This window comes from Glaciibacter superstes DSM 21135 (assembly GCF_000421145.1).
GTDB classification, from domain to species: Bacteria; Actinomycetota; Actinomycetes; order Actinomycetales; family Microbacteriaceae; genus Cryobacterium; species Cryobacterium superstes.
This window is the reverse complement of record NZ_ATWH01000013.1, coordinates 105,669-127,667: the sequence shown is the minus strand read 5'-3', so window position 1 is coordinate 127,667 and position 21,999 is coordinate 105,669. Positions and strand designations below refer to the sequence as shown.

23 protein-coding genes and 1 tRNA gene are annotated in these 21,999 nt (G+C 64.5%); 7 read left to right on the top strand and 17 right to left on the bottom strand.

What is annotated here, in order from left to right; all coding sequences use genetic code 11:
- Positions 1-31 precede the first annotated feature (31 nt).
- On the top strand, positions 32-958 hold the full coding sequence (locus tag K323_RS0118120) for a Ppx/GppA phosphatase family protein (RefSeq protein WP_022886678.1): 927 nt from the start codon (positions 32-34) through the stop codon (positions 956-958).
- A gap of 4 nt (positions 959-962) precedes the next feature.
- On the opposite strand, the gene K323_RS0118115 is transcribed toward K323_RS0118120, so the two are convergent.
- From K323_RS0118115 to K323_RS0118050, 12 genes are all read right to left on the bottom strand, one after another.
- Positions 963-1,036: transfer RNA gene (locus tag K323_RS0118115), tRNA-Leu, on the bottom strand.
- A gap of 54 nt (positions 1,037-1,090) precedes the next feature.
- The gene (locus K323_RS27125; RefSeq protein WP_022886677.1) at positions 1,091-2,563 is read right to left on the bottom strand and encodes an NAD(P)/FAD-dependent oxidoreductase; all 1,473 of its coding nucleotides are present in this window, start codon (positions 2,561-2,563) and stop codon (positions 1,091-1,093) included.
- Positions 2,564-2,603: 40 nt separating this feature from the next.
- On the bottom strand, positions 2,604-3,881 hold the full coding sequence (locus K323_RS27120) for a S8 family serine peptidase (protein ID WP_022886676.1): 1,278 nt from the start codon (positions 3,879-3,881) through the stop codon (positions 2,604-2,606).
- Complete coding sequence (locus K323_RS27115; protein WP_022886675.1) at positions 3,878-4,462, bottom strand: DUF501 domain-containing protein; 585 nt, start codon at positions 4,460-4,462, stop codon at positions 3,878-3,880. Before K323_RS27115 ends, K323_RS27120 begins: the two co-directional genes overlap by 4 nt.
- Positions 4,459-4,935 carry an FtsB family cell division protein gene (locus K323_RS0118095; RefSeq protein WP_022886674.1) on the bottom strand — a complete coding sequence of 159 codons (477 nt, stop codon included), beginning with the start codon at positions 4,933-4,935 and terminating at the stop codon, positions 4,459-4,461. Before K323_RS0118095 ends, K323_RS27115 begins: the two co-directional genes overlap by 4 nt.
- A 78-nt stretch (positions 4,936-5,013) precedes the next feature.
- Positions 5,014-6,294, bottom strand: coding sequence for a phosphopyruvate hydratase (gene eno / locus K323_RS0118090; protein WP_022886673.1), 1,281 nt, complete (start codon positions 6,292-6,294; stop codon positions 5,014-5,016).
- Between the two features lie 107 nt (positions 6,295-6,401).
- On the bottom strand, positions 6,402-7,694 hold the full coding sequence (gene hisS / locus K323_RS0118085) for a histidine--tRNA ligase (protein WP_022886672.1): 1,293 nt from the start codon (positions 7,692-7,694) through the stop codon (positions 6,402-6,404).
- Between the two features lie 99 nt (positions 7,695-7,793).
- Positions 7,794-8,327 (bottom strand): ferritin, encoded by a 534-nt coding sequence (locus K323_RS0118080; protein WP_022886671.1) that lies wholly within the window; start codon positions 8,325-8,327, stop codon positions 7,794-7,796.
- A gap of 737 nt (positions 8,328-9,064) precedes the next feature.
- Positions 9,065-9,730: an SDR family oxidoreductase gene (locus K323_RS0118070; RefSeq protein ID WP_022886669.1), complete on the bottom strand. Its 666-nt coding sequence runs from the start codon at positions 9,728-9,730 to the stop codon at positions 9,065-9,067.
- 267 nt (positions 9,731-9,997) lie between these two features.
- Positions 9,998-10,528 carry an RNA polymerase sigma factor gene (locus K323_RS27105; RefSeq protein WP_022886667.1) on the bottom strand — a complete coding sequence of 177 codons (531 nt, stop codon included), beginning with the start codon at positions 10,526-10,528 and terminating at the stop codon, positions 9,998-10,000.
- Positions 10,525-11,190, bottom strand: coding sequence for a hypothetical protein (locus tag K323_RS0118055; protein ID WP_022886666.1), 666 nt, complete (start codon positions 11,188-11,190; stop codon positions 10,525-10,527). Before K323_RS0118055 ends, K323_RS27105 begins: the two co-directional genes overlap by 4 nt.
- A gap of 373 nt (positions 11,191-11,563) precedes the next feature.
- Complete coding sequence (locus K323_RS0118050; RefSeq protein ID WP_022886665.1) at positions 11,564-11,974, bottom strand: RidA family protein; 411 nt, start codon at positions 11,972-11,974, stop codon at positions 11,564-11,566.
- An 83-nt stretch (positions 11,975-12,057) separates the two neighbouring features.
- Here K323_RS0118050 and K323_RS0118045 point away from each other — a divergent pair, with 83 nt between their 5' ends.
- Positions 12,058-12,432, top strand: coding sequence for a winged helix-turn-helix transcriptional regulator (locus tag K323_RS0118045; protein ID WP_022886664.1), 375 nt, complete (start codon positions 12,058-12,060; stop codon positions 12,430-12,432).
- Positions 12,433-12,552: 120 nt separating this feature from the next.
- Here K323_RS0118045 and K323_RS27100 read toward each other — a convergent pair whose 3' ends face one another.
- Positions 12,553-13,065, bottom strand: a complete 513-nt coding sequence (locus K323_RS27100; protein WP_022886663.1) for a MarR family winged helix-turn-helix transcriptional regulator — start codon at positions 13,063-13,065, stop codon at positions 12,553-12,555.
- Between the two features lie 45 nt (positions 13,066-13,110).
- On the opposite strand from K323_RS27100, the gene K323_RS0118035 reads away from it, so the two are divergent.
- Both K323_RS0118035 and K323_RS29545 read left to right on the top strand, forming a co-directional pair.
- A complete protein-coding gene (locus tag K323_RS0118035) occupies positions 13,111-14,097 on the top strand; it encodes an NADP-dependent oxidoreductase (RefSeq protein ID WP_022886662.1) in 987 nt (328 codons plus the stop codon).
- A 331-nt stretch (positions 14,098-14,428) separates the two neighbouring features.
- Entirely contained in the window at positions 14,429-14,806 is a 378-nt protein-coding gene (locus K323_RS29545; protein WP_245571020.1) for a GrpB family protein, read from the top strand.
- Positions 14,807-14,910: 104 nt separating this feature from the next.
- On the opposite strand, the gene K323_RS27085 is transcribed toward K323_RS29545, so the two are convergent.
- Complete coding sequence (locus K323_RS27085; RefSeq protein ID WP_022886658.1) at positions 14,911-15,498, bottom strand: TetR/AcrR family transcriptional regulator; 588 nt, start codon at positions 15,496-15,498, stop codon at positions 14,911-14,913.
- 59 nt (positions 15,499-15,557) lie between these two features.
- Here K323_RS27085 and K323_RS0118005 point away from each other — a divergent pair, with 59 nt between their 5' ends.
- Positions 15,558-16,391: an SDR family NAD(P)-dependent oxidoreductase gene (locus K323_RS0118005; RefSeq protein ID WP_026851810.1), complete on the top strand. Its 834-nt coding sequence runs from the start codon at positions 15,558-15,560 to the stop codon at positions 16,389-16,391.
- Positions 16,392-16,547: 156 nt separating this feature from the next.
- Here K323_RS0118005 and K323_RS0118000 read toward each other — a convergent pair whose 3' ends face one another.
- On the bottom strand, positions 16,548-17,120 hold the full coding sequence (locus K323_RS0118000) for a uridine kinase family protein (protein ID WP_022886656.1): 573 nt from the start codon (positions 17,118-17,120) through the stop codon (positions 16,548-16,550).
- A gap of 89 nt (positions 17,121-17,209) precedes the next feature.
- On the opposite strand from K323_RS0118000, the gene K323_RS27080 reads away from it, so the two are divergent.
- Both K323_RS27080 and K323_RS0117990 read left to right on the top strand, forming a co-directional pair.
- A complete protein-coding gene (locus K323_RS27080) occupies positions 17,210-18,178 on the top strand; it encodes an ABC transporter ATP-binding protein (RefSeq protein WP_022886655.1) in 969 nt (322 codons plus the stop codon).
- Positions 18,175-19,278, top strand: a complete 1,104-nt coding sequence (locus K323_RS0117990) for an ABC transporter permease (RefSeq protein WP_022886654.1) — start codon at positions 18,175-18,177, stop codon at positions 19,276-19,278. Before K323_RS27080 ends, K323_RS0117990 begins: the two co-directional genes overlap by 4 nt.
- A 98-nt stretch (positions 19,279-19,376) precedes the next feature.
- Here K323_RS0117990 and K323_RS0117985 read toward each other — a convergent pair whose 3' ends face one another.
- Together K323_RS0117985 and K323_RS0117980 are read right to left on the bottom strand one after the other, a co-directional pair.
- On the bottom strand, positions 19,377-21,161 hold the full coding sequence (locus K323_RS0117985; protein WP_022886653.1) for an alkaline phosphatase family protein: 1,785 nt from the start codon (positions 21,159-21,161) through the stop codon (positions 19,377-19,379).
- 3 nt (positions 21,162-21,164) lie between these two features.
- Positions 21,165-21,893 (bottom strand): nucleoside triphosphate pyrophosphohydrolase, encoded by a 729-nt coding sequence (locus K323_RS0117980; protein ID WP_026851806.1) that lies wholly within the window; start codon positions 21,891-21,893, stop codon positions 21,165-21,167.
- Positions 21,894-21,999 lie beyond the last annotated feature (106 nt).

The window sequence follows — 21,999 nt, the reverse complement described above, 5'->3', positions numbered from 1 at the left end:
CGCCGGGCTGCCACTGCGCTATCGTCAGAACGTGCGCCTCGGAGTCCTCGACGTCGGTTCGAATACCGTCCATCTGCTCGTCGTCGACGCGCACGCGGGCGCCGCCCCAGTGCCGATGGTCTCCGAGAAGTCCGTTTTACGCCTGATGCGGTACCTCACGCCGGACGGTGTGATCACCGAAGAGGGCGCAACTGCCGTTCTCCGTGCTGTGCAGAACGCGGCGGATGTCGCGCGCCGACACTCGATCGACGAGTTTCTGCCGTTCGCCACCTCCGCTCTCCGCGAGGCGGCGAACGGGCGGGAGCTTCTCGACCGAGTCAAACGCGAGACCGGTGTCGACCTGCAGGTGCTCTCCGGTGAAGACGAGGCCAGGCTCACGTTCCTCGCGTCGCGTCGGTGGTACGGCTGGTCTGCCGAGCACATCCTGCTCTTCGACATCGGCGGAGGCTCACTCGAAATCACGTCGGGCGCGAACGAATACCCGGATGTCGCCCTTTCCCTGCCCCTGGGTGCCGGCCGCTCCACCATCAGCTTCCTGCACAACGACCCGCCACTGCCGGAGCAGGTGGACGCCCTGCGTGCGCATGCCGCGTCGGTCCTGGCCGAGGCCGTCGGCGAGTTCGCCGCCCTTCCGGCGCCGCACCACGTGGTCGGATCATCCAAGACCATCCGCTCGCTCGCCCGGCTGGCGGGTTCCACCCAGGACGGCGTCGGCTCCGGCGACCGGATCATGCTGCGTCGCTCTCAGCTCGATGACTGGGTGCCCAGGCTCGCCAAGATTCCCGCCGATGCTCGGCCGGCGCTGCCCGGAATCACCGCAGACCGCACGTTTCAGATCGTCGCGGGTGGAATCGTGCTGAGCGAGGCGATGGCCGCCTTCGGGGTGCGCGAGCTCGAAGTGTCGCCGTGGGCGCTCCGCGAAGGCATCATCCTGCGTTACCTCGACCGCCTCGGTTAAGCGGTGCCCCCGCTGGGATTCGAACCCAGACTGTGACGATTTTAAGTCGTCTGCCTCTGCCGGTTGGGCTACGGGGGCGCGCTCGAGAAGACTCGAACGCTTAAGGATACTGAGGCGACGGCCTACGCAGCCCTATTTGGCGGCGACCGTCACCGACTCGCGCGCCTCAGCCGGCGCATCCGCCTTCTCGGCGTTCTCCTTTTCGGCGGGCTTGGCAGCCGACTTTCGGGGTGCGCGTGCCTTGGTCGGCGCTGCCTTCTCTGACGCTGCAGCAGCGGCCTCCGGCGGCTTCGGGCGGGCGGCGAACTCCTCGAACACGGCACGCGGTGTCTCGACTGCGGAGAGCGACACGATGTCGCGGCCGAGGAAGAAGTTGCTTACCCAGCCGAGCACAACACGGATCTTGCGCTCCCAGCTGGGCATAGCCATGCCGTGGTAGCCACGGTGCGCGAACCAGGCCGGAAGCCCCTTGACCGCGATCTTGCCCGACTGGAAGACGCCGTAGCCGACGCCGAGTCCGGCGACGGCACCGAGGTTCTTGTGCAGGTATTCTTTGGGGCCCTCACCGCGAAGCACCGCGACGATGTTCTTCGCGAGCAGCTTGCCCTGGCGAACGGCGTGCTGGGCGTTCGGAACGCAGAAGCCGCCGACTCCCCCACCGCTGAGGTCTGGCACGGCGCTGACGTCACCGGCACCCCAGGCGCCTTCGATGAACTCGTCTTCGGTCCCAACGCGAAGGTCGGCGCGCACCTGCAGCCGTCCTCGCTCTTCGATCGGCAGGTCGGTGTGGCGCACGATGGCCGGGTTGGCCATGACTCCTGCGGTCCACACGATCAGGTCGCTCTCGAAGCTTTCGCCTGTCGAGAGTTCGACCTTGCCGTCGACAGCGGAGCTGAGCTGAGTATCGAGGTGGATCTCGGCACCACGCTCAGCGAGGTTCTTGATGACCCAGTAGCTGGTCGGCAGCGAAACCTCCGGCATGATGCGGCCCATGGCCTCGATCAGGTGGAAGTGCGTGTCTTCGAAGGAGATCTTGGGGTACTTCTTCAACAGCGAACTCGCGAACGAGCGCAGTTCGGCGAAGATCTCGATGCCCGCGAACCCGCCGCCGATGACAACAAAAGTGAGCAGGCGGTCGCGCTCGGGCCCGGGCGGAAGGTGCGATGCCTTGTCGAAGTTCGTCAGGACGGTGTCGCGGATCGCGACGGCTTCCTCGATGGTCTTCAGCCCGATCGCCTGGTCTGCGACACCCGGGATCGGGAACGTACGTGACACGGCACCGGCCGTCACCACAACGATGTCGTAGGCAAACTCGTACGGTTCCCCCACCGGTGGCGTGATCGTCGCCGTCTTCTCAGCGTGGTTCACGTTGGTGACCTTGGCCGTGATGACGTTCGTCTTGCCCAGGTGCCTGCGGTGCGCGACGACAGAGTGGCGCGGCTCGATCGAGCCAGCCGCGACCTCAGGAAGGAACGGCTGGTACGTCATGTACGGCAGCGGGTCGACGACGGTCACTTCCGCCTCACCAGGGCGCAGCCACTTCTCGAGCTTCCACGCAGTGTAAAAACCGGCGTAGCCACCACCAACAATGAGAATTTTGGGCACGATAAGAAGGCCTCCTACATGATCCGGATATGCGAATTATTCACGAACGACGTCGAATTCGCGCGAGATGCCGAGTGGCCCCGATGCCGAACAGCACCACTAGCGTACCAAACCCGACAAGCACGGCGAGCGGGATGCTGACATACGTCAGCGTGAACTGGTTCGGCAGCCAGGCTGCGGTGAGATTCTGCTCCGGCAGTGGCGGGTCTGGTACCGGGATGCGCGGAATGATCGCTTCAGGTGCGGGAGTCTCTTCCGGAACGGTATCCGCCCTGCGGTGGAGATGGATCCATTCCTTCAGCAGTTCCGTCGGTGTCGGTCCTGTCGCCGCCGGGACATCCGCCGTGACCGCTGCTCCCGCGCTGATCAGTCCGTTGCCGTAGATCGGGCTCGGTACCTCGTGCCCGTTCGGATTCGCCGTGGCGATGATGCGGTTCATCACGTCGGCCGCGCTGAGCTTCGGGTACGCGGCCCGAACCAGTGCCACCAGACCGGAGACGATTGGTGCTGCCGCGCTGGTTCCGTTCCACGACACGTACCCGCCGCCGGGTACGGCGCCGACGAGCTGCTCGCTCGGTGCTGCCACAGAGATCGTGATGCCCTGTGACGATGCGTCGAAGCTCGCTTCCTTGTTCCGATCGACCCCGCCGACGGTGAGCACCCCTGGAATGGTCGCCGGCGCTCCGACTTCAGTCGTACCGCTTCCGCGGTTTCCCGCAGCGGCAACGACCACCACGTCGTTCTCGAAGGCGTAGAGGAAGGCATCATCCCAGCTCTCCGGCCAGTCGAGCGTGTTGCGCGTGAGCGACATGTTGATGACGGATGCCCCGTTGTCGACGGCCCAGCGAATGGCTTCGGCAATCTGGTCGTCGTTGCTGATCGCGGAGTCGCTGGAGCCGAATGCCACGGAGATCGGCATAATCTGCGCCTCTGGAGCCACTCCGATCAGACCGGCATTCGGTCCGGTCCCACGGCCGGCCAGGAGCGAAGCAACCAGTGTGCCGTGGTCCGACTTCTCGCCGACAGGGGTCTGTCCGTTGGGGGACCCGATCCCAGAGACATCCGTGCCGTCGGTCAGCGCCCCTGCCAGGTCTGCCACGGTGCCGTCGACACCGGTGTCGATGACGGCAACGGTGACGCCGGCGCCCTTTGTGGTGTTCCAGGCCTGGGTGAAACCGTAGTCAGCGAGCCAGTACTCGAGGTCGCGAATCTGATCTGCACGGGCCGGCTGTGCGTCGACCAGCACCGAACCGGCCATCAGCGTCACCGCGAGCGCGACGGCAAGGCCGCTTCCGATCCGCCGCCACACGCCGATCACGGATGACCCGTGTCGTCGGTAGCTCTGCCGTCTGTCTGCGTGTTGCCTCTCGAGCCCTCATCCGGCTTCTCGTTCGTGCTGCCCTGGCATTCGCACACCGTCGGTGACCAGGCGGCCCGTGCGAGCGCCAGGTCGCCGATCGGGTTCACGCCGGTGCCGGCGGCCAGCGAGTGCGCAGCAAGCGCGTGCAGGCACTTCACGCGCACCGGCATGCCGCCGGAGGAGATACCGGCGATCTCGAGGGCGGTGCCCACCTGCTCGCGATCGAACAGGAAGCTCTCGTGCGCCTGACGATAACTCTCACGCAGGTCGTCGTCTTCGGCGAGCAACGCGTTGAACTCGTTCATCACCTGCGTCGCCTCCAGGTAGGAAATGGCAGCGGTGGCGGCCGGGTGGGTCAGGTAATAGAAGGTCGGGAATGGTGTTCCGTCGCTCAGGCGAGGCGCCGTGGCAACCACGGTCGGTGCGCCGCACACACACCGGGCTGCGATCCCGACGACGTCGCGCGCCGGTCGGCCCAACTGGGCAGACACGAGGGCGATGTCACGGTCGGTGACCAGGTCGAACGGCGGGCGGGTCATGGCTTCGCCGCTTCCGGTGCGAGACCGGCGGTCATGACCGAGGCGAACACCGACTGCAGCCAGTCGACCTTGGTGTCCTGGATGTCGGTGCTCACCGGCGCGGACTCGGTGATGTCGGCCGTTGTGGGCAGATCGTTGATGACCAGGAAACTGATGTCCCCCGGAAGCACGTACGACAGACGATCGCGCGCCTGCGTGGTGATGTAGGTGCGGTCGTTCCAGCGCTCACGCTCCGACGTCAGTTCTTCGACGTGCTCTTTCGCGTCGTCGACGGAGGCCGCCAGTCGGTCGATCTGCTGGCGCTGTTCAACATAGGTGCGAAGGCTAGGCGCGAGCACCATTACGGCAAGAACCAGGATTCCCATCATCACAAACGAGAAGCCAGAGAAACGGATGCCGCGCAGCCAGCCGCCCGCGACGCTCTGGTCGTCTTCCATCGCGACGGGGGCTCGTTCTGCGGGTTTCCTGGGCACCGGAGCTCCTTTCCGCCGGGTTCGGACGAACAGCGAGGCGTAAGCGGCGTGATCCGTGCCGCTTACGCCCGGCAGGTATTACGCGCTGAACCTCGGGAATGCCCCGCGACCGGCGTAGACCGCGGCTTCGCCGAGCTCTTCCTCGATCCTCAGCAACTGATTGTACTTAGCAACGCGCTCGCTCCTGGCAGGCGCTCCGGTCTTGATCTGACCGGCATCCGTTGCCACCGCGAGGTCGGCGATCGTGGTGTCTTCTGTCTCGCCAGAGCGGTGGGACAGGATGGCCGTGTAGCCAGCGCGCTGCGCCAGGGCGACGGCATCCAGCGTCTCGGTGAGCGTGCCGATCTGGTTCACCTTGACGAGGATCGAGTTGCCGGCACCGGCCTCGAGGCCCCTGGCCAGTCGAATCGGGTTGGTGACGAACAGGTCATCGCCGACGATCTGCACCTTGTCGCCAAGCTGCTCGGTGAGGTGCACCCAGCCGTCCCAGTCTTCTTCCTCCAGCGGGTCTTCGATAGAGACCAGCGGGTAGGCGGCAACGAGTTCGGCGTAGTAGGCGACGATCTCGGTGGCCGAGAGCTGCTTGCCCTCGAAGTTGTATGCGCCGTCCTTGTAGAACTCGGTCGCCGCGCAGTCGAGCGCCAGCGCGATGTCTTTGCCCGGTGTGTAGCCGGCGTTGCCGATGGCTTCGACGATGAGGTCGAGCGCGGCGCGATTGCTTGGCAGGTTCGGAGCGAAGCCGCCCTCATCGCCGAGGCCGGTGGAGAGCCCCTTCGACTTCAGCAGCGCCTTGAGCGCGTGGTAGGTCTCGACGCCCCAGCGGAGGGCCTCGCTGAACGTTTCAGCGCCGATCGGAACGATCATGAACTCTTGGATGTCCACGTCGTTGTCAGCGTGAGAGCCACCATTGATGATGTTCATCAGCGGAACGGGCAGAGTGTGGGCGTTCGGTCCGCCGAGGTAGCGGAACAGCGGCAGGTCGGCCGCGTGTGCAGCTGCCTTGGCGACGGCCAGGCTGACGCCAAGGATCGCGTTCGCGCCGAGGCGCTCTTTGTTCTCGGTGCCGTCGGCTTCGATGAGGCTCGCGTCGACAATGCGCTGGTCGCTGGCGTCGATGCCTTCGATGGCCGGACCGAGCTCGTCAATGACGGCATCGACGGCCTTCAGCACGCCCTTGCCCTGGTAACGCGCCTCGTCGCCGTCGCGCAACTCGTAGGCCTCGAATGCGCCGGTGGATGCGCCGGACGGCACTGCGGCACGACTGACCGTGCCATCCTCCAGCAAGACCTCGACCTCGATGGTGGGGTTTCCGCGGGAGTCGAGAATTTCGCGAGCGTCTACTGCCTCAATGAGTGCCACTACTGTCTCCTGTGTTCTCTGGGGGTTGGGGTGCAGGAAAACGACGGTGTAATCCGCGCACAAGTCTACTGATCGCGAGAGAACGCGTTGAGCGCCCGTGCCATGCGTCAGCCCAGAGGCTTGAACTCCAGGTTGGCGACGGTGCCGATATCGGTATCGGTGTCGGTGGTGGTGTCGGTGGTCACAATCGCGAAGCTGCCGAAGCCGTCGGCCTCGGCGCGCTCGAGGATGCCCTTGAGGTTCTTCGTACGCTTTTCCAGCCGCACGCGTTTACCTGACGCAACCAGTTCTGATTTCAGGGCCACCAGCATCCGCGGGTCTGCGTTCTTATCGTGTACCAGGACAACGGCGTCGGCGACGGATGCCGTTGTGGCGCCCAGCAGGTCGACGATGCGTTCGAAGCCGATCGAGAAGCCACACGCCGGCACATCGGTGCCCAGGAATCTGCCGATCATGCCGTCGTAACGGCCGCCGCCGCCGAGCGAGTAGCCGAGGTCAGGGTGCGCGATCTCGAAGATGGTGCCGGTGTAGTAGCCCATCCCCCGCACCAGTGTCGGGTCGAATTCGAGTGGGATGCCGGGCATGGCGTCGCGAAGGGCGAGAAGGTCGTCGTATGCGGCCTGGTCAAGCCAGCCGGGGATGTCGCCGTTCTCCCCATCTTTCTTGGCGAGGCTCCAGTTTGCCGACGCAAGCGAGGTGAGCGAGGCAGCGATGCCTTCGCTGGCCACCCCGAGGGTGCCAAGTTCGGTGACGACGCCATCGACTCCGATCTTGTCGAGTTTGTCGATGGTGATCAGGGCGCGCTCGGTGAGGTCGGTCGGCACGCCCCAGCTCGCGAGCAGCGTTTGCAGGATTCGCCGGTCGTTGACGCGAATGGTGCATCCTGTCAGGCCGAGCGCGTCGATGGTCGCGGCGGTTGCGGTGATGAGCTCGATCTCGGCGAGCGAGCTGTCATCGCCGATGATGTCGATGTCGCACTGCATGAACTGCCGGTAGCGCCCCTTCTGCGGGCGTTCGGCCCGCCACACCGGCGCAATCTGGATGGAGCGGAAAACCGGCGGCAGCGATGCGCGGTGGGAGGCATAGAACCTGGCCAGCGGAACCGTGAGGTCGAAACGCAGGCCCAGGTCCGCCAGGGAGAGGATGTCGCCGCTGGCGGCTGCGGCTGCGACATCGGTCTCGCTGAGTCCGCGCTTCATGACCGCGAAGGCGAGCTTCTCGTTGTCGCCACCGAGTCCGGCGTGCAACCGGGCGGAGTCCTCCATGACCGGCGTCTCGATCTCGTCGAAGCCGTGGGCGGTGAAACTGTTCCGGATGATGCCCAGCGCGTGTTCCCTGGCCGCCTTGTCGCCTGGGAGGAAGTCGCGCATGCCGCGCGGCGGGTTCACTGGAGCTGCCATGCGCTCAATTCTGCCAGTAACGTCGCGCTGTTCCGGTGCTGGCCGCGCTCGCCCGAGTCGGACAGGTTTGCTGACCAGAGGTGACGACCAGACGTGGCGCTAGAGAGCTCCGCCGGCGGCCGCGGGGGCGTCGGAGTCCAGCCCACCATCGCCGACGGATTCGCGAGCGATGAAGTTCTCGATGTCGAACCAGTTGTCGCCGGCGCGTTGGGCGATGGTGAGCAGCGTGGACATCGACGCGACTTCTTCGACCTGTTCCTTGAGGAACCACAGCATGGCCTGCTCGCCGAGGGCATCGCTGTCTGCGCGTGCGGCCGCGAAGAGCGCCTCGATCTGCGTGGTGACCTGCTTCTCCTGGGCCAGCGCGAGCGCGATCGGTTCTACGGGGTTCGCGAATTCGTTCTTGACGGCCGGGATGCCGGGGATTTCGAGGCCGACGCCGCGGTCGAGGCGGTACTGCACGAGCATCATGGCGTGGTTACGCTCTTCGACCGACTGGCGGTAGAAGTGGGTGGCCAACTGTGGGAGGTCTTGGTTGTCGAACCACACGGCAATGGCGATGTACTGCTGGGATGCGGCGAACTCGTTGCCGATCTGGGCGGATAGAAGCTCGTTGAAAGATGTCTCGGTCATGGTTTGACGCTACCTCTCCCCGGGCCGCTCCGCGAGGGTGGAAAGCCTTACCTCACCACAATGACCGGGCAATGCCGTCAGAGCAAGAAGTGCTCCATCCGACCCGCAGCCTGCACCGTTGCGTACACCTCCCACGCCTGGCTACTCCGACTGCATTTCGAGGCCATCGCCTGACGAGGCCCGCAAGCAGTTGATCTAGAGAAGCCAGATTCCGCAAGCGGAACCCTCAGTGAGACACGTCCAGCAACGCTAACCGCGCCTCAACCCGTGGCTGCGATCGACGTCGACGACCAAGAGTTCGGGGACAAGCGCCGGTTCGAGGGTTTCAGTCATAAAGCCATCGTCGCACCGCCCGCAAGCCGGACGTTCTGCGGGCGCTTTCCGGAGCCTCGATCGAAAGCTTTAGAATCCTGATCTAACCGACAAGGGTTGCCCGCGAGGGAACGCCATGCGGGCGCCTCAGCGTCTATGACGCGTAAGTTACTCCTCTACAAAATGCCCCAACTCATTGGCTACACCAATATTGGGGTTGCTTCCGAGCAAGCGGACAAGCCCGGCCGTTCGCGGATCCTGGAACGAACGCGCCGATTCCTTGTCCATTTCGGCGAACACCTCGAAACGGCGTCCCAGTGCGGTTCCGACCACCCAAAACCGTCGCTTCATTCCCGCAGAAGGAGGGCCTTCAGCCGGACACCGGAGGTGTCCGGAAGCGGATGGCGAGCTCAACCGGTCGGTCGTCAGTACCTGGATGAGAAACCGCCGTCAGCGTGGAGGAGCTGGCCTGAAACCCAGCGGCCCCCCTCAGAAAGGAGGAAGGACACCACAGCTGCTATATCGGTCGGTGTACCGAGTCTGCCAAGGGGGTGATGCGGAACCATGTTCTCGCGCATTTCGGCATCCATCCACCCGGTATCGATTGGCCCCGGGTTGACCACGTTTGCGGAGATCCCTCTCGGACCGAGTTCTCGGGCGGCAGAAATGACGATTCTGTCGAGAGCGCCCTTGGACGCGCCGTAGGGCAGGTTCCCTGTTGTGTGATCGCTTGTGAACGCGACGATCGCACCTCCGCTGTCCGGAACCTGTCGCGCGAAGGCCGCGATCAAAAGCAACGAGGCGCGGGCGTTCACGGCCACGTGTGTATCGAAGCTGGCCGCTGTGGTGTCGAGGATGCCGGATTCGACGTCGTGCGCGTGGCTGAGCACGAGTGCGCTGAGTGCACCGCGCTCTGTGGTGACACGTTCGATGAGCTTTTCGGGGCCGTCCGTGGTTGCCAGATCGCACGGGTAGTCCCCGCTGTCGAGGTCGCTGGTCACGACCTCCCAACCGGCTGAGGCCAACCGAGGAGCGACGACGGCCGCGATGCTATTGGCGCGCGCAGCCCCGGTGACGAGAACCAGACTCATAAGGGCACCGTACACGTCTCTGCCCGTCGGATAGGGCACCGCCCGCAAGGCAACCCTCAGCTGGACATTGGAGGCGTGCGGTAGGGGGATATTTGATGGTGAAGTGCCTTGATGCACTTTCCACAACCTGGAATGTCCGAGCCCGACCTTCCACACACCTCCCTCTCTAGGCAGTTGCCTTGACGCGCGGTTCCGGAAGATAAGCCGTGATGTCGATCGCCTTGGTCGGAGGCAGTGCAATCGCGGCGGGGTCGATGGGTGCTGCGGTCATGGTGTGTTCCTTTCGTATTGGTGTTCGTGGAGGAGTTCGCGGAGTTGGACCCGTGCCCGCTGGTAACGTCCGCGCGCGGTCGACTCGCTGATCCCGAGGATGGTGGCTGCTTCCGGAAGCGTGAATCCATCCCATAGGACGAGGCGTACGAGTTCGGTTTGGTTGTCAGGTATTGCGTCGAGCGCGGCGCGGATGTCGAGGGTTTCCGCGTCGACATGCTCGGTCGGGAGCGTCTCGAGATGCGCGCGCAGCTTGTCCGTGAGGTCGGAATGGCGGGCGGCGTGGCGCGCGGCATTGGCGAGGACGCGCCTCGCGACGCCGAACAGCCACATTCGTGCTTGCTCGGGTTCCAGGGGCATTCGATCGCCGCGCCGCCACGCCACCACGAACGTCTCGCTGAGCAGATCAGCGGCGTCGGCTGGGATGGTCACGCGTCTGCCGAAATAGCTGAGGAGGTCGGGAGCGTTGGCCTCGTAGGCGCTCTCCAGGTGTTCCTGTCGCGCCGATCGACCTGGCCGGCGCGTCATTGCGTGGTGCTTTCAGTCGTGCCCTCGCACGGCCCTGCCGCCGATCCTAATGAGACACCTTGCTTCAGGAAGCCCGCCTGCTCGAACTCGGCAGAGATGCGATCGCTCATGACCTGTGTGGCCGCAATGGAATAGGTTGCGGGCGGTGGGGTGGCGCCGGATGCGATGCTGGCCGGGTCGGTGTACGCCACGCGTCTTTCGACTTCGAGTTGGTACGCGGCCTCGATCTCCTCAATGGTGATCGACGCGATGAGCGGATCCCAGTCGTGTTCCGTGAGGAATGTCCACGCCGCCTCGGTTCGCCGGTCGACTTCATCGTCTGGCACGTCGTGGTCGCGATAGTAGGGTTCCACGCGAATGAAGACTTCGCATAGCCCGAGGTCGGATCCGCCCACGAAGTCGAAGCTGCGCTGCGCGACGACGTCTGGGGTCCAGCCCAGCCAGTCGATCACGGCCGGCCCGGCCGTTGCCGCGGTGACGCCCAAGCAGACGATACCGATACCCAGGGCGGAGCCTGCGATGATCCTGCGAAGGAACGTTGTTCTCCGCGGCGCTTCCACGAGGACGGCGCGCGCAGTCGCTTTCGCGTGGCCGGCCGTGACCGGATCAGCCCCAAGCGCCGGTGGTGCAGCGTGCCGCACCGCCTCATCCAACCAATCCATCGAACTGCCCTTCGTAGAGTGCCTTCACATAGAACATGTCCGGAAGAGCGTCATCCTTAACGCGGTTCGTGATTTGGCCGCGACGGACTGCTCGTGAGTCTTGTGCCGCCCCGTGGGCTGGTGGTGCCACGCATCAGGATCGCTATAGACCTCGAAGACTGATTCAAGGCCGGAAGAAGCCAAGGATGAGAGCAAAAGTCGGCGCGTGGCCGACATCGGATCGGACTTCATCATGGAAGCCATTGTTGTCAATCGCAATGACATCCGAGCGACAGCGGTGCGCAGATTCCCTTATGCCGAACCCTCAGCTGGACCACGTCAGGCCCGGCCAACCCCGGCCCGCATCCCCGACTCGGCGCCGTCCGCGCCTCGATCAGTCGAGGACAGCGTAGGCCTCGAGTTCGACGAGTACATCGGGCTCGAAGAGGAAGTCGACGCCGATGACGGACACGGGCGGCAGCGGCTGCGGCAGTCCCAGCTCGTCGGCGACGAGTTCGATACCGGCCATGAAGTCGCCAAACTTCTCCGGTGCTGACTGGGTCATGAAGAATCGCAGGCGCACGACGTCCGCGAAGGTGGCGCCGGCACCCGCGAGGCCCAGGGCGGTGTTACGGAGCACCTGTGCGACCTGTCCGGAGAGATCGCCCGTCGCGATGAGGTTCGCGTGGCCGTCGCGGGAGATCTGTCCGGCCACGTGCACGTGGCGGGTGCCGGTGCCGATGGCGACGTGGTGATAAGGCACGGGCTGAAACATGTTCTGGGGGGAGAGTGTCTCGACGCTCACGAGGGCTTCTTTCGTTCGTTTATCGAATGTGGTTCCTTCTGTCTACTTGGTGCACGAAGGGAACTTCAACGAGACTAGGTGTCGTGAATGACACCACCTCTCCCAGCTCCGATCTCCTTCAGGTCGACGCGCCGCACCGCGAACTGCTCGACCAGGTACTCGACAAGTGGTCGCTGCACGTGCTCGACGAGTTGTGCGGGCGACCCTTGCGATTCAACGAGTTGCGCCGGACGATCCCAACAATCGGGCAGAAGTCGCTCACGACGACTCTGCGTCGCCTCGAGCGCAACGGAATGATCGAGCGTGTCGTCCTGCAGGCGCGTCCGGTCGCGGTGGAGTATCGGATCGCGGCGGTCGGGAACACGCTCAACGAACTCATCGATGCCCTTTTGCGCTGGACAACCGACAACCTGCCCGAGGTGGAACGCGCACGCGAGCGTTTCGACGCAGAAGACTAGCCGCGCATCCAAATGCCGGGTAAGCGTGCCCGAAAGCCGAACCCTCTGCGGACAGCTCTTGAATCCCGAAAAGGATCCTCTATCGGGAGGCCCATGCCGATGAGCGCCCGGCACCATTCGTCACGATCCGGGGTTTCCGTGCAGGAAGGGGCGGTCGGGGTTGATGCGTGTCGCCGTGGCGACGCCGATGCGCCGGAGAGTCGCCAGATCGTCGGGTTCAAGTGCGTCCATCAGATATTCGCGCACTGCTGCTACGTGTCCCGGTGCGGCCGCCACCACTCGTTCGTAGCCGGCATCGGTGAGTGTCGCGGCGGTCCGCCGGCCCGTGCCGGGCACTCGGCTGCGGGTCACCAGGTGCTTCTCCTCGAGCTTCTTAATCGCATGGGAGAGCCTGGACAACGAGGCGGAGACGCCGGCGGCGATCTCGCTCATCTGCATGGTGCGGTCGTCTTGCTCGGACAGCACTGAGAGCACGAGGTACTCGAAGAAGGTCAGCCCGGCCTCGCGCTGCAGTCGGGAGTCGAGCGCTGCCGGAAGCGTGATCATGATGGCTGCTGTCGCGAGCCACGCTGCACGCTCGTCCGTGTCGAGCCAGCGCGTCTCACCAGTCTCTCGATCATGCGCTTCGGTCATGGCGAGAGTCTATCTTCCGGGTTATTGAAGCTTCAAGAATCGTCTATGGTGGCGTCCGTAGTGTTCGTCGATGAAGGAGAGAAGATGCTCGCTGTACACGTCCCCGGTTCAGGTCAGGCTGCAATACTCGGGGAGATTTCACCTCCGTCGGCGTCGGCAGGTGAAGTTGTCATCCGTGTTCGGGCTGCTGGTTTGAACCCATTCGACAACCACATCGCGCCCGGGGCGCTGGAGCAGCTGATCCCTCACCTGTTCCCGCTCGTGCTCGGCCGCGACGTGGCCGGCGTGGTAGAAGCCGTCGGTGACGATGTGACGGATGTCAGTGTCGGCGATGAGGTACTCGGCCATGTGCCGTTCGCGGCGCCATTCGAGGCCGGAACCCTTGCCGATTTCGCTGCACTGCCCGCGGACCAGGTGACGGTGAAGCCGGAGGGCTTGAGCTTCGTCGATGCAGCAGCCCTGCCCTTGGCTGCTGGTGCCGCACGCATCCTCGTCGACGCAATCGACGCCCGGCCGGGGCAGGTTGTGCTCGTCAACGGTGCTTCGGGCAGTGTCGGGCGATTCGCGGTGCAGTTGCTGGCCCGGCAGGGCGTGACGGTAGTCGCGACTGCATCGCCGGCGAGTACCGACCGGATGCGTGAGCTCGGCGCAACCGAGGTCGTCGATTACACGCACGGGTCGACCAGCGCGCAGGTTCTCGCCCTCTTCCCCGAAGGCGTGGATGCGCTGATCAACCTCCACGGCTGGACGCTAGAGGAAGTTCCGGTCGAAGCGGTTCGGCTAGGCGGTATCGCTCGCACGGTGACGCAGATTCCGGATGACGCGACGCTCGCCGCCCGCGGCCTGACTGGCGGTCAGGTGATGGCTTCGCCAGGCAAGCAGATCCTTAACTCGTTGGCCGAGCAGGCAGCAAGCGGTGCCGTGCAGGTCGATATTGCCCGGACCGTTCCGCTTTCCGGTGCGCTGGAGGCGCTTGGAGACATCGAGGCCGGACGACTGCACGGCAAGGTCGTCGTCGACCTCACCCTCTGAATACCTCCCGTCTGAACGCCTCCACTGGCGCGCCGTGCTATTGCGGGAATCCAGCGCCTGGGGCTTCAAAGCAATGGGCGAATCCCGGGAGGAGCAGATCATCACCCCCGACTGATGACCATGGCGCTCCGCACCGCCTTCCGGCCGCAGGTGGCGGCGACCCTGCCAGCGACCGCCTACGCGGCGCACTTCGGCCCCGCCGAGCTGCTTATCCGGGTAGACGGCCCGCCTTCGACGTGACGCGCGGGGACGGACCGGTCGACCTCGTCGCAAGCGAGGTGCTCCCGCTGTTGCGACTCTGCAACCCTCAGCGGAGGACGCTCCACAGCTTGTGGTTGGCGTCGGGAAAGGGGATCATCCTCCGGAACCAGCGCAACTGAGAGAATTGGGTCATGAGTGCCGAGAGCCACTTGAAGCGGAGGGCTTTGTCCTTCGAGTCAGAGAACCGCGGCACCGGGTGCTCAGAACGATGGAAAAAGACGTTCATGTGCATGTCTTCGAGCCCAAGTCCGAGGAAATCGACAACTACCGCGATCTCGGCGACTGGCTGCGAAACAACAAAGCCGACCGTGCTCTCTACGCGGCCACCAAGAACCAGCTCGCGCAGCAGCAGTGGAGCGACATGAACTACTACGCAGATGCCAAGAGCTCCGTCATCCGACAGATCCTTGGTCGTGCGCGCGAATGGCGCGCGACCCAGCTGGCCTGAGAGGTTTGCCGGTTTGGCACCGCAGAGCATCATCGCGTGCACCCACAAGTGGAAGAACCTCCTGCGGGACGGCGGCTCGAAGCGGGTTCCGCCACGGACGCTGATCACTGATCACTGGTCCCGGCCAATGGCGGTAACAGTACTGCGCGAGTTGCGGTGGCTCGAAGCACGCGTTGAACGTGTGCGCTCGCCCACCCGGGCTCAAAAACTCGGGTACGCAGGAGCCAACGGTGAAATATGGGACCCAATAGAAGTTCTGCGGCCGCGTCCGGGTCATCGATGCTCCCCTCTCGCAGTCTGTCGGAAATGGCCTTGAGCTGAGGCGTCAGGAGCCGATCGCGGTATTGAGCAGCAAGCACCCCATCGGTCTGGATATCGGCGGTGACCGCTCGCAGAAGGGGCTCCTGCGTCGGATCGGTCAACTCGACGATTGTCGCAGCGACGAGCGATTCCAGGTCCGCTACAAGATCACCCGAGTTGGGCACGACGACCACGCCGTCCTCGCTGAGGCTCCGAGCCAGAAGCGCATCGAACAGGATCGCCCCGGTCGACGGCCAGGTGCGGTACAACGTTTGTTTACTCACTCCCGCGCGCGCTGCCACGCCCTCCATCGAAATGCTCCCGAAGCGGTCCTCCCTAGCAAGCGAGAGCACCGCTTCATAGACCAAGGTTCGAGTTCGCGGGCGCGCCATACTCAAACACTACCCCACGAAACGAGACGGTGCGTCCAGTTATCTGATACGGTAAAAACATGACTTCACCCCAAACTTGGATGATCACCGGTGCGAATCGCGGGCTGGGTCGCGCCCTGACAATTGCCGCACTCGACGCAGATCACGCTGTGGTCGCAACCGTGCGAGGCGCACACTCACTCCCTGAACACGAGCGTCTGGTGGTACAACAACTCGACGTCCGCGACCGGCTCGCTGCCTTCGCCGCCGTTGCGCAGGCCGTAGCCGAATTCGGGCGGCTCGACGTACTCGTGAACAATGCCGGGTATGGCCTCATCGGCGCAGTAGAAGAAGCAACTGAGGAAGAAGCGCGCGCCATCCTCGACACTGATCTTCTCGGTCCGCTCTGGCTCAGCCAGGCCGCGATACCGGTCATGCGCGACCAACGAAGCGGGCACATTGTTCAGATCTCGACAGTCGGAGCCGTGGGGACCATGCCGACACTGGGGCTCTACAACGCGGCGAAATGGGGCCTCGAGGGGTTCAGTGAGGCCATGGCGGCCGAGGTCGGTCGATTCGGTATCCGTGTGACCCTCGTCGAGCCCGGAGCAATCGACACGGATTGGGCCGGCGGGAGCATGCGATTCAGCTCACCGATTGCCGCCTACGACGAGCTACGAACCGAATTGTTCGGTACCGCAACTGTGCCTTGGCCGGCAGCGGAAGCCAGCGGGGGAACATCCCCGGAGGATGTAGCGGCCGTGATTCTCGCCCATGTCAGGGAACTTGACGATCCGCGGCTCCGGCTGCTCATTGGCGACGACGCTCCGGGGCAAGTGGAAGCGGCGCTGAAACTCCGTCACGAGGATTACGAGCGAGACCCCCGATTCCACAGTCGCGAGTCCGACGCCTGATGCGGATGCGGACTCGCGAAGGTCTGGCGATGGCCAAAGCGAAGGGTCGCCTGCGGGACCAACAACCCAAGCTCACTGAACCGCAACGACGACAACACCGATGACATGGGACGTGGACTGTCAGATCCACTCCTCATCCATCTCAAGCGTGCCTCGTCATTCCGCGGCATAAAGCAGGTCAGCCGCCGACCTCGGATCGAAGCCTTCCACAAACGCTTGCTCATTCGGCACCCAGACGTCATCCCAGAGTCGGCCATGATCACGGCCATACCCCTCGTCTCTGGCCTTACCTCTGGCGGTTGCCGTCTCGAGGCCGACATCGACCCACACCGTGAGGTCGAAGAGCCCCATACACTCAGGGTGAAACAGGCCGATCGCGTCGACGACCAGGACGCGTCCAGGATCCAGCGCCTCTTCAGCTCCAAGAGTCCTCAGGGACCAGTCGTACCGTCGAAAGCGCGCGGCCTTCCCGTCTCTGAACGGAATCAGCACCTCAGCGGCCAGGCGTTCCCTGTCGACGCCATCCCACTCGCTCGACCTTCGATGTGAACGAACTGGATCAAGGAAGTCATCACCGCGCAGCCGAATGCGCTCAGGGAAACCTGTTATCAGCCGACGCGCAAGCGTCGATTTGCCCGAGCCGCCAAACCCCGAAATACCGACGACCAAACGCGCCTCGGTCTCGCTCAGTCGTGCAATTCGGTCCGACAGTTCTGAACCGGTCACCATCCAACGATGTTAGCGGCCAGCCGCCCACCGGTCCCCCGGCGGCGGCACGCTCACCCTAGGCTGGGAGAACTTCGGCGAGAGGGCGACGGATGACGACATCAGGCACGAGCAGCATCGAGGTTTCCGGCGTCAGCCGATCGTTCGGCCAGGTGCACGCCGTTCGCGACGCCACACTGAGCGTCGCACCGGGCTCCGTCACCGCCCTGATCGGCCCGAACGGGTCTGGCAAGACCACCCTCATGCTCATGCTCGCCAGCCTCCTCGCCCCTGACTCCGGCGCCATCAGCATCGCCGGCCACGACCCGGTTACCGAACCGACCGCCGTACGCTCCGCCATCGGCTGGATGCCGGACGCTCTCGGCTCCTGGCCCACCCTCAGCGTGCGAGCAGCGCTCAGTGTCACCGGCCGCATGTACGGGCTGACCCGATCCGACGCGGCCGCCCGCGCGAACGAACTGATCCTCCTCACCGGCCTCGACGACCTCGCCGACCAGCCCTCGCGAGTGCTGTCCCGCGGACAGAAGCAGCGTCTCAGCCTCGCCCGCGCACTCGTGCACAACCCCTCTGTACTCCTGCTAGACGAGCCGGCCTCCGGCCTCGACCCTGCCGCCCGCATCGCCCTTCGTGAACTCGTACGCCGGCTCGCCGCAGAGGGCACGGCGGTGCTCGTCTCCAGCCATGTGCTCGCGGAACTCGACGAGATGGCGGATGCCGCCGTCTACCTCGCCGCCGGCGTCACCGCGAGCCGCGAACAGGTCGCCAGGGCAAGCGCCAGCGCCAGGGCGTGGCGCATCCGTTCACTCGACCCCGCGGCTCTGGCCGCCAGCCTTTCGGCATCCGGAATTCTGCCTCAACACATCACCGTTGACAGTCTCGGCACCCTGGTTCGAGTGCACAACGAAGCAGCCGCGGCCGAACTTCTCGCCAAACTGGTTGCCGCCGGCGTTCCGGTAACCACGTTCGGACCGGCTGTCGGCGACCTCGAGCACACCTTCCTCGACCTCAATCGTGAGAGCAATCTCCATGAGGATGCCGACACCACCCAGGAGCAAGCATGACCCGCGCCAGATCCGGTGAGTACCTCACCGGCCTGTGGCTGATCGTCACCCTCGAACTCCGCCAGCGCGTACGCGGCGTCGCCTGGTACGTGCTGCTCGGCATCTTCATCGTCCTGGTCGGCGCAGTGACGGCGCTGTTGTGGTTCTCCACATCAGCCTGGATGACAGGAGGCGGCGGCGTCTTCTCTACGATCGTCTTCTTCGTCTTACTGCTCGGAACCCTGGTCTCCCCCGCGCTCAGCGGAAACGCCGTGAACGGCGAACGGGATGCCGGCACCCTGGCAACGACGCAGGTCACCCTGATCAGTACTGGCCAGCTGATTCTCGGTAAGTTCCTTGCGGCCTGGATCACCGCCCTCGCGTTCCTCGCCGCCGCCGTGCCGTTCCTCGTCTTCGCCGTGATCCTCGGCCAGGTGTCTGCCGCAACAATCGCCGTGTCGGTCCTGGTGCTCGCCGTCGAACTTGGCGTCATCGCCGCGATCGGAGTCGGACTGTCCGGCATCCTGATTCGCCCGCTGTTCTCGATCGTGGTGACCTACCTCATCGTCGCCGCACTGAGTATCGGCACCCTGATCTCTTTCGCCCTGCTCGGCACGGCGACCAAGTCGGAGGTGACGACGGTGACCCGGTCTGTCGATGCCACCCAGTTCGACTCGCAGACCGATGAGCAGAGCGACGTCGTGTGTTCTGCCCCGCACACGAACCGGTACGACGTGCCTCGCTTCGACTACTACTGGTGGATCCTCGCTGCCAACCCCTATGTCGTGGTGGCGGATGCCTCCCCTGGTGCGTTCGACGAACGCGGCAACGCACAGGATCTCTTCGGCTGGATCGCGATCGGCGTGCGTGGCGCGCAGACTCCACCGGAACTCCACCAGGAGATCGACTACTGCACCATGGCGACGACCGATCCCGGCCGAGACGGCATGATGTCGTTTGGCGACAATCCGACTCCACGCGAGATCTACGACCGCGCGCTGCCCTCATGGTTCGTCGGCCTCGGCATTCACCTCGTACTCGGTGCCGGCGCACTGTTCTGGGCGTGGCGTCGCACCGACACCCCCGCCCGCACGCTGCCCACCGGCAGCCGCATCGCTTAGAGGTCACGATCGCCACCGCCGAACCGTGAGATAAGCACGCTCCCGCCATGGGAAGGTGCTCAGCTCACGGCTCGGCGCAGCAGAAACCGCCGTGCTGCCTAATCGGTCGTGCCGAACAGGCCCTTCCCGTGTGCCATCAGCGTGTCGAACGCCTCGCCATAGGTATCTGGGACCTCGTCGCCCGGTTTCCCATAACGCGCGACCAGTAGCCCGAGCAGCCCGCTCGCCGGCGAACTCAGCGGCCGGTCCCGGTATCCTTCCTTCGGCTTCGGCTCGGATTCCGGGTTCGGCGGTGTGTAATGCGGGTGGGTATCAGGCCAGTCGGATGCCGGCCGCGGCTTGGTGAGATTCACCACGTTGAACAGGTCGTTGGCTCCGGCATCCCGCGCCGTGAGCGGCTTCAGTCCGTGCAACCGACTCAGCGTGCGGACGAGGGCCGCATGGTGCATCTCGTCATTGATGACGGTGCCCGCTTTTGTATAGGCAGAGATCGCGATCGCCGGAACACGGCAGCCCAGCCGGTCGAACGTGAACCCCATCTCCCCCGGTTCTGCCTTCGGATGCGGCGGTGTCGTCGCCGGAGGCGTGACGTGATCGTAGATGCCGCCGTGCTCGTCGAACGTCACCAGAAGCAGAGTGTTGTTGGCGTTGGAGCCCTTCTGAGACCCACTCTCCTTGATCGCCGAGTACACGTAGTGCAGCAACGCATCTCCGGCGCGCACATCGGAGAGGGCCCCATTGAACACCAGCTCGCCGTCGACGTCACTCTCCCGCAGCTTGCCGACGGGCGGATGCATGTCGTTGTGATTGAACGTCATCCGCGGCTCGATGAACGCATAGGCGGGCAGATTGCCGTTCTTCGCGTCGTCGTGGTACTGCTCCATGGTGCGGAAATTCGTCTTCCAGTACTTCTCAAGCGACGGAGCGTGCAACACCCCGGTGAAGGAGACCAGCTGCGCGGCGTCGTAGTAGACCCGCCAGCTGAGCCCAGCCTCCTCGAGCCGGTTGAAGATGGTCGGAACGGCGTCGGCATCCAGCCATTTGTCGTAGCCACCGCCCTCCTTGTTGCTGACGAATCCATGCGAAGTGGAGGCGTGGAAGAACGACCGGTTGCAGAACGTCTGCGACGGCACGGCGCAGAACCAGGAGTCGTATACGGCGAAATTCTTCGCCAGGGTCGACATGACCGGCAGCATCTCGGGCGAAAAGCTGCCCATGGAGACCCGAAGTTGCTTGGCGGTTGGCGCCTTGCCCCTGAGCCGCCGAAAGTTGATCTCGTAGTCGAGAACAAAGCCTGAGTTGTCTGCAACCTGCCCGGCCTTGGGGGCATTGAACGGATGCTGCGCCGCGTGACCGACATACAGGTCGGCGTTCTCCGGTGGGTCGACAGTACCGAACAACTGGGTGTTGACGTGCGGGTAGACCTCGCCGGGGTCGGGGTTGGGGTGGCTCATGATGGTGTCGGTGGCGCCGGAATAGACGTGCGCTTCGATAACGGTGCCATCCGGCGCGGTATTGCTGTGTGAGCCCATCGCGAGACCGTCGAACTCCTGCCCGTCTGGCAGCGTGTCTGGCGTATACAGCCAGCCGAGCAGGTTGTCGAACGAGCGGTTCTCGTACATCAGTACGACAACATGATCGAACCCGGGCTCGTAACGGGGGTCGAGTGCCCCTTGCTCGTCTTCGTTCCGCCCCGCCGCGACACCGATCACTGCACCGGCCGCTCCTCCAGCGATCCCGCCGGCCGCAAATCCGGCAGCCGCAAATCCCGTCGCCTTGAGGAAGGAACGCCTCGACGAACGCAATTCCTCTGAGTTCGCTTCGGCATCGGCACCTGGCCCATTTTCGCGCGCGTCAGAGGCAGGTGGTTCAGTCGAAGTCATAGGTCATTCTCCCGCGACCGCGATGATGCCTGCGTCAGCAACATCCACCTTTGCCGATTCCGCGGTTCGGATTTCGGTCTGCAAGTCCCGCAATGCCCCGCGCAGCGCACGTTCGGCGTCAAATCCCTGGGCCCGCGCCGACGCCACGATCGCCAGCAACAATGGCCCGAGATCCGCTTCGCTCTCGAGCGGCATCGCCGGCGCGGCATCCGTTTCCAACAGTCCGACCTTCTCCGCCCGCCCCAGCACCTTGTGCGCCAGCGCCAGCGCCGGCATCCCCTGCGGGATCCCGTCGAGAACACTCGTGCGGTGCGGCTTCTCTGCGGCTTTGAACCCATCCCAGGCGGCGACCACGTCGTCTGCGGTCTCGAGGGTGGCGTCTCCGAAAACGTGCGGATGCCTGCCGATCATCTTCGCGGTCATGTGCGCTGCGACATCCTGGATGTCAAAGTCCTCGCCACTGGTGTGGGCGGCGATATCGGCGTGGAAGAGCACTTGGTAGAGCACATCGCCGAGTTCCTCGATCATCTCCTCCCGACTGCCGGCCTCAATGGCGTCGATGAGCTCATAACTCTCCTCGACCAGATACTGCACGAGCGACTCGTGCGTCTGGTCGGCGTCCCACGCGCAGCCGCCTGGCGCTCGAAGCCTGGCCACCGTCTCGATGAGCGTGTCAAGTTCGGTCTGTGCTCCGCCTGCGGATACTGCGGCGGGAGAATCGGGGTTGGTCACGGGGCCTCCTGGGGAATCGTACCCATCGTACGGCTCACGGGTATGCTGGCAACCGGTGAGCCGGGAAGTCTGGTCGGCGGCGGAGGAATCCGTCTCGTCGTCAACC

What these genes read in the sequence shown, in the direction of transcription:
- K323_RS0118055 (WP_022886666.1), bottom strand. Translation starts at nt 11,190, where the DNA reads ATGGATTGGTTGGATGAGGCGGTGCGGCACGCTGCACCACCGGCGCTT.
- K323_RS0118070 (WP_022886669.1), bottom strand. Translation starts at nt 9,730, where the DNA reads ATGAGTCTGGTTCTCGTCACCGGGGCTGCGCGCGCCAATAGCATCGCG.
- K323_RS27105 (WP_022886667.1), bottom strand. Translation starts at nt 10,528, where the DNA reads ATGACGCGCCGGCCAGGTCGATCGGCGCGACAGGAACACCTGGAGAGC.
- hisS (WP_022886672.1), bottom strand. Translation starts at nt 7,694, where the DNA reads ATGGCAGCTCCAGTGAACCCGCCGCGCGGCATGCGCGACTTCCTCCCA.
- K323_RS27085 (WP_022886658.1), bottom strand. Translation starts at nt 15,498, where the DNA reads ATGGCGCGCCCGCGAACTCGAACCTTGGTCTATGAAGCGGTGCTCTCG.
- K323_RS0118035 (WP_022886662.1), top strand. Translation starts at nt 13,111, where the DNA reads ATGGTGGCGTCCGTAGTGTTCGTCGATGAAGGAGAGAAGATGCTCGCT.
- K323_RS27080 (WP_022886655.1), top strand. Translation starts at nt 17,210, where the DNA reads ATGACGACATCAGGCACGAGCAGCATCGAGGTTTCCGGCGTCAGCCGA.
- K323_RS0117990 (WP_022886654.1), top strand. Translation starts at nt 18,175, where the DNA reads ATGACCCGCGCCAGATCCGGTGAGTACCTCACCGGCCTGTGGCTGATC.
- K323_RS0118080 (WP_022886671.1), bottom strand. Translation starts at nt 8,327, where the DNA reads ATGACCGAGACATCTTTCAACGAGCTTCTATCCGCCCAGATCGGCAAC.
- K323_RS27115 (WP_022886675.1), bottom strand. Translation starts at nt 4,462, where the DNA reads ATGACCCGCCCGCCGTTCGACCTGGTCACCGACCGTGACATCGCCCTC.
- K323_RS27100 (WP_022886663.1), bottom strand. Translation starts at nt 13,065, where the DNA reads ATGACCGAAGCGCATGATCGAGAGACTGGTGAGACGCGCTGGCTCGAC.
- K323_RS0118000 (WP_022886656.1), bottom strand. Translation starts at nt 17,120, where the DNA reads ATGGTGACCGGTTCAGAACTGTCGGACCGAATTGCACGACTGAGCGAG.
- K323_RS0117985 (WP_022886653.1), bottom strand. Translation starts at nt 21,161, where the DNA reads ATGACTTCGACTGAACCACCTGCCTCTGACGCGCGCGAAAATGGGCCA.
- K323_RS0118005 (WP_026851810.1), top strand. Translation starts at nt 15,558, where the DNA reads ATGACTTCACCCCAAACTTGGATGATCACCGGTGCGAATCGCGGGCTG.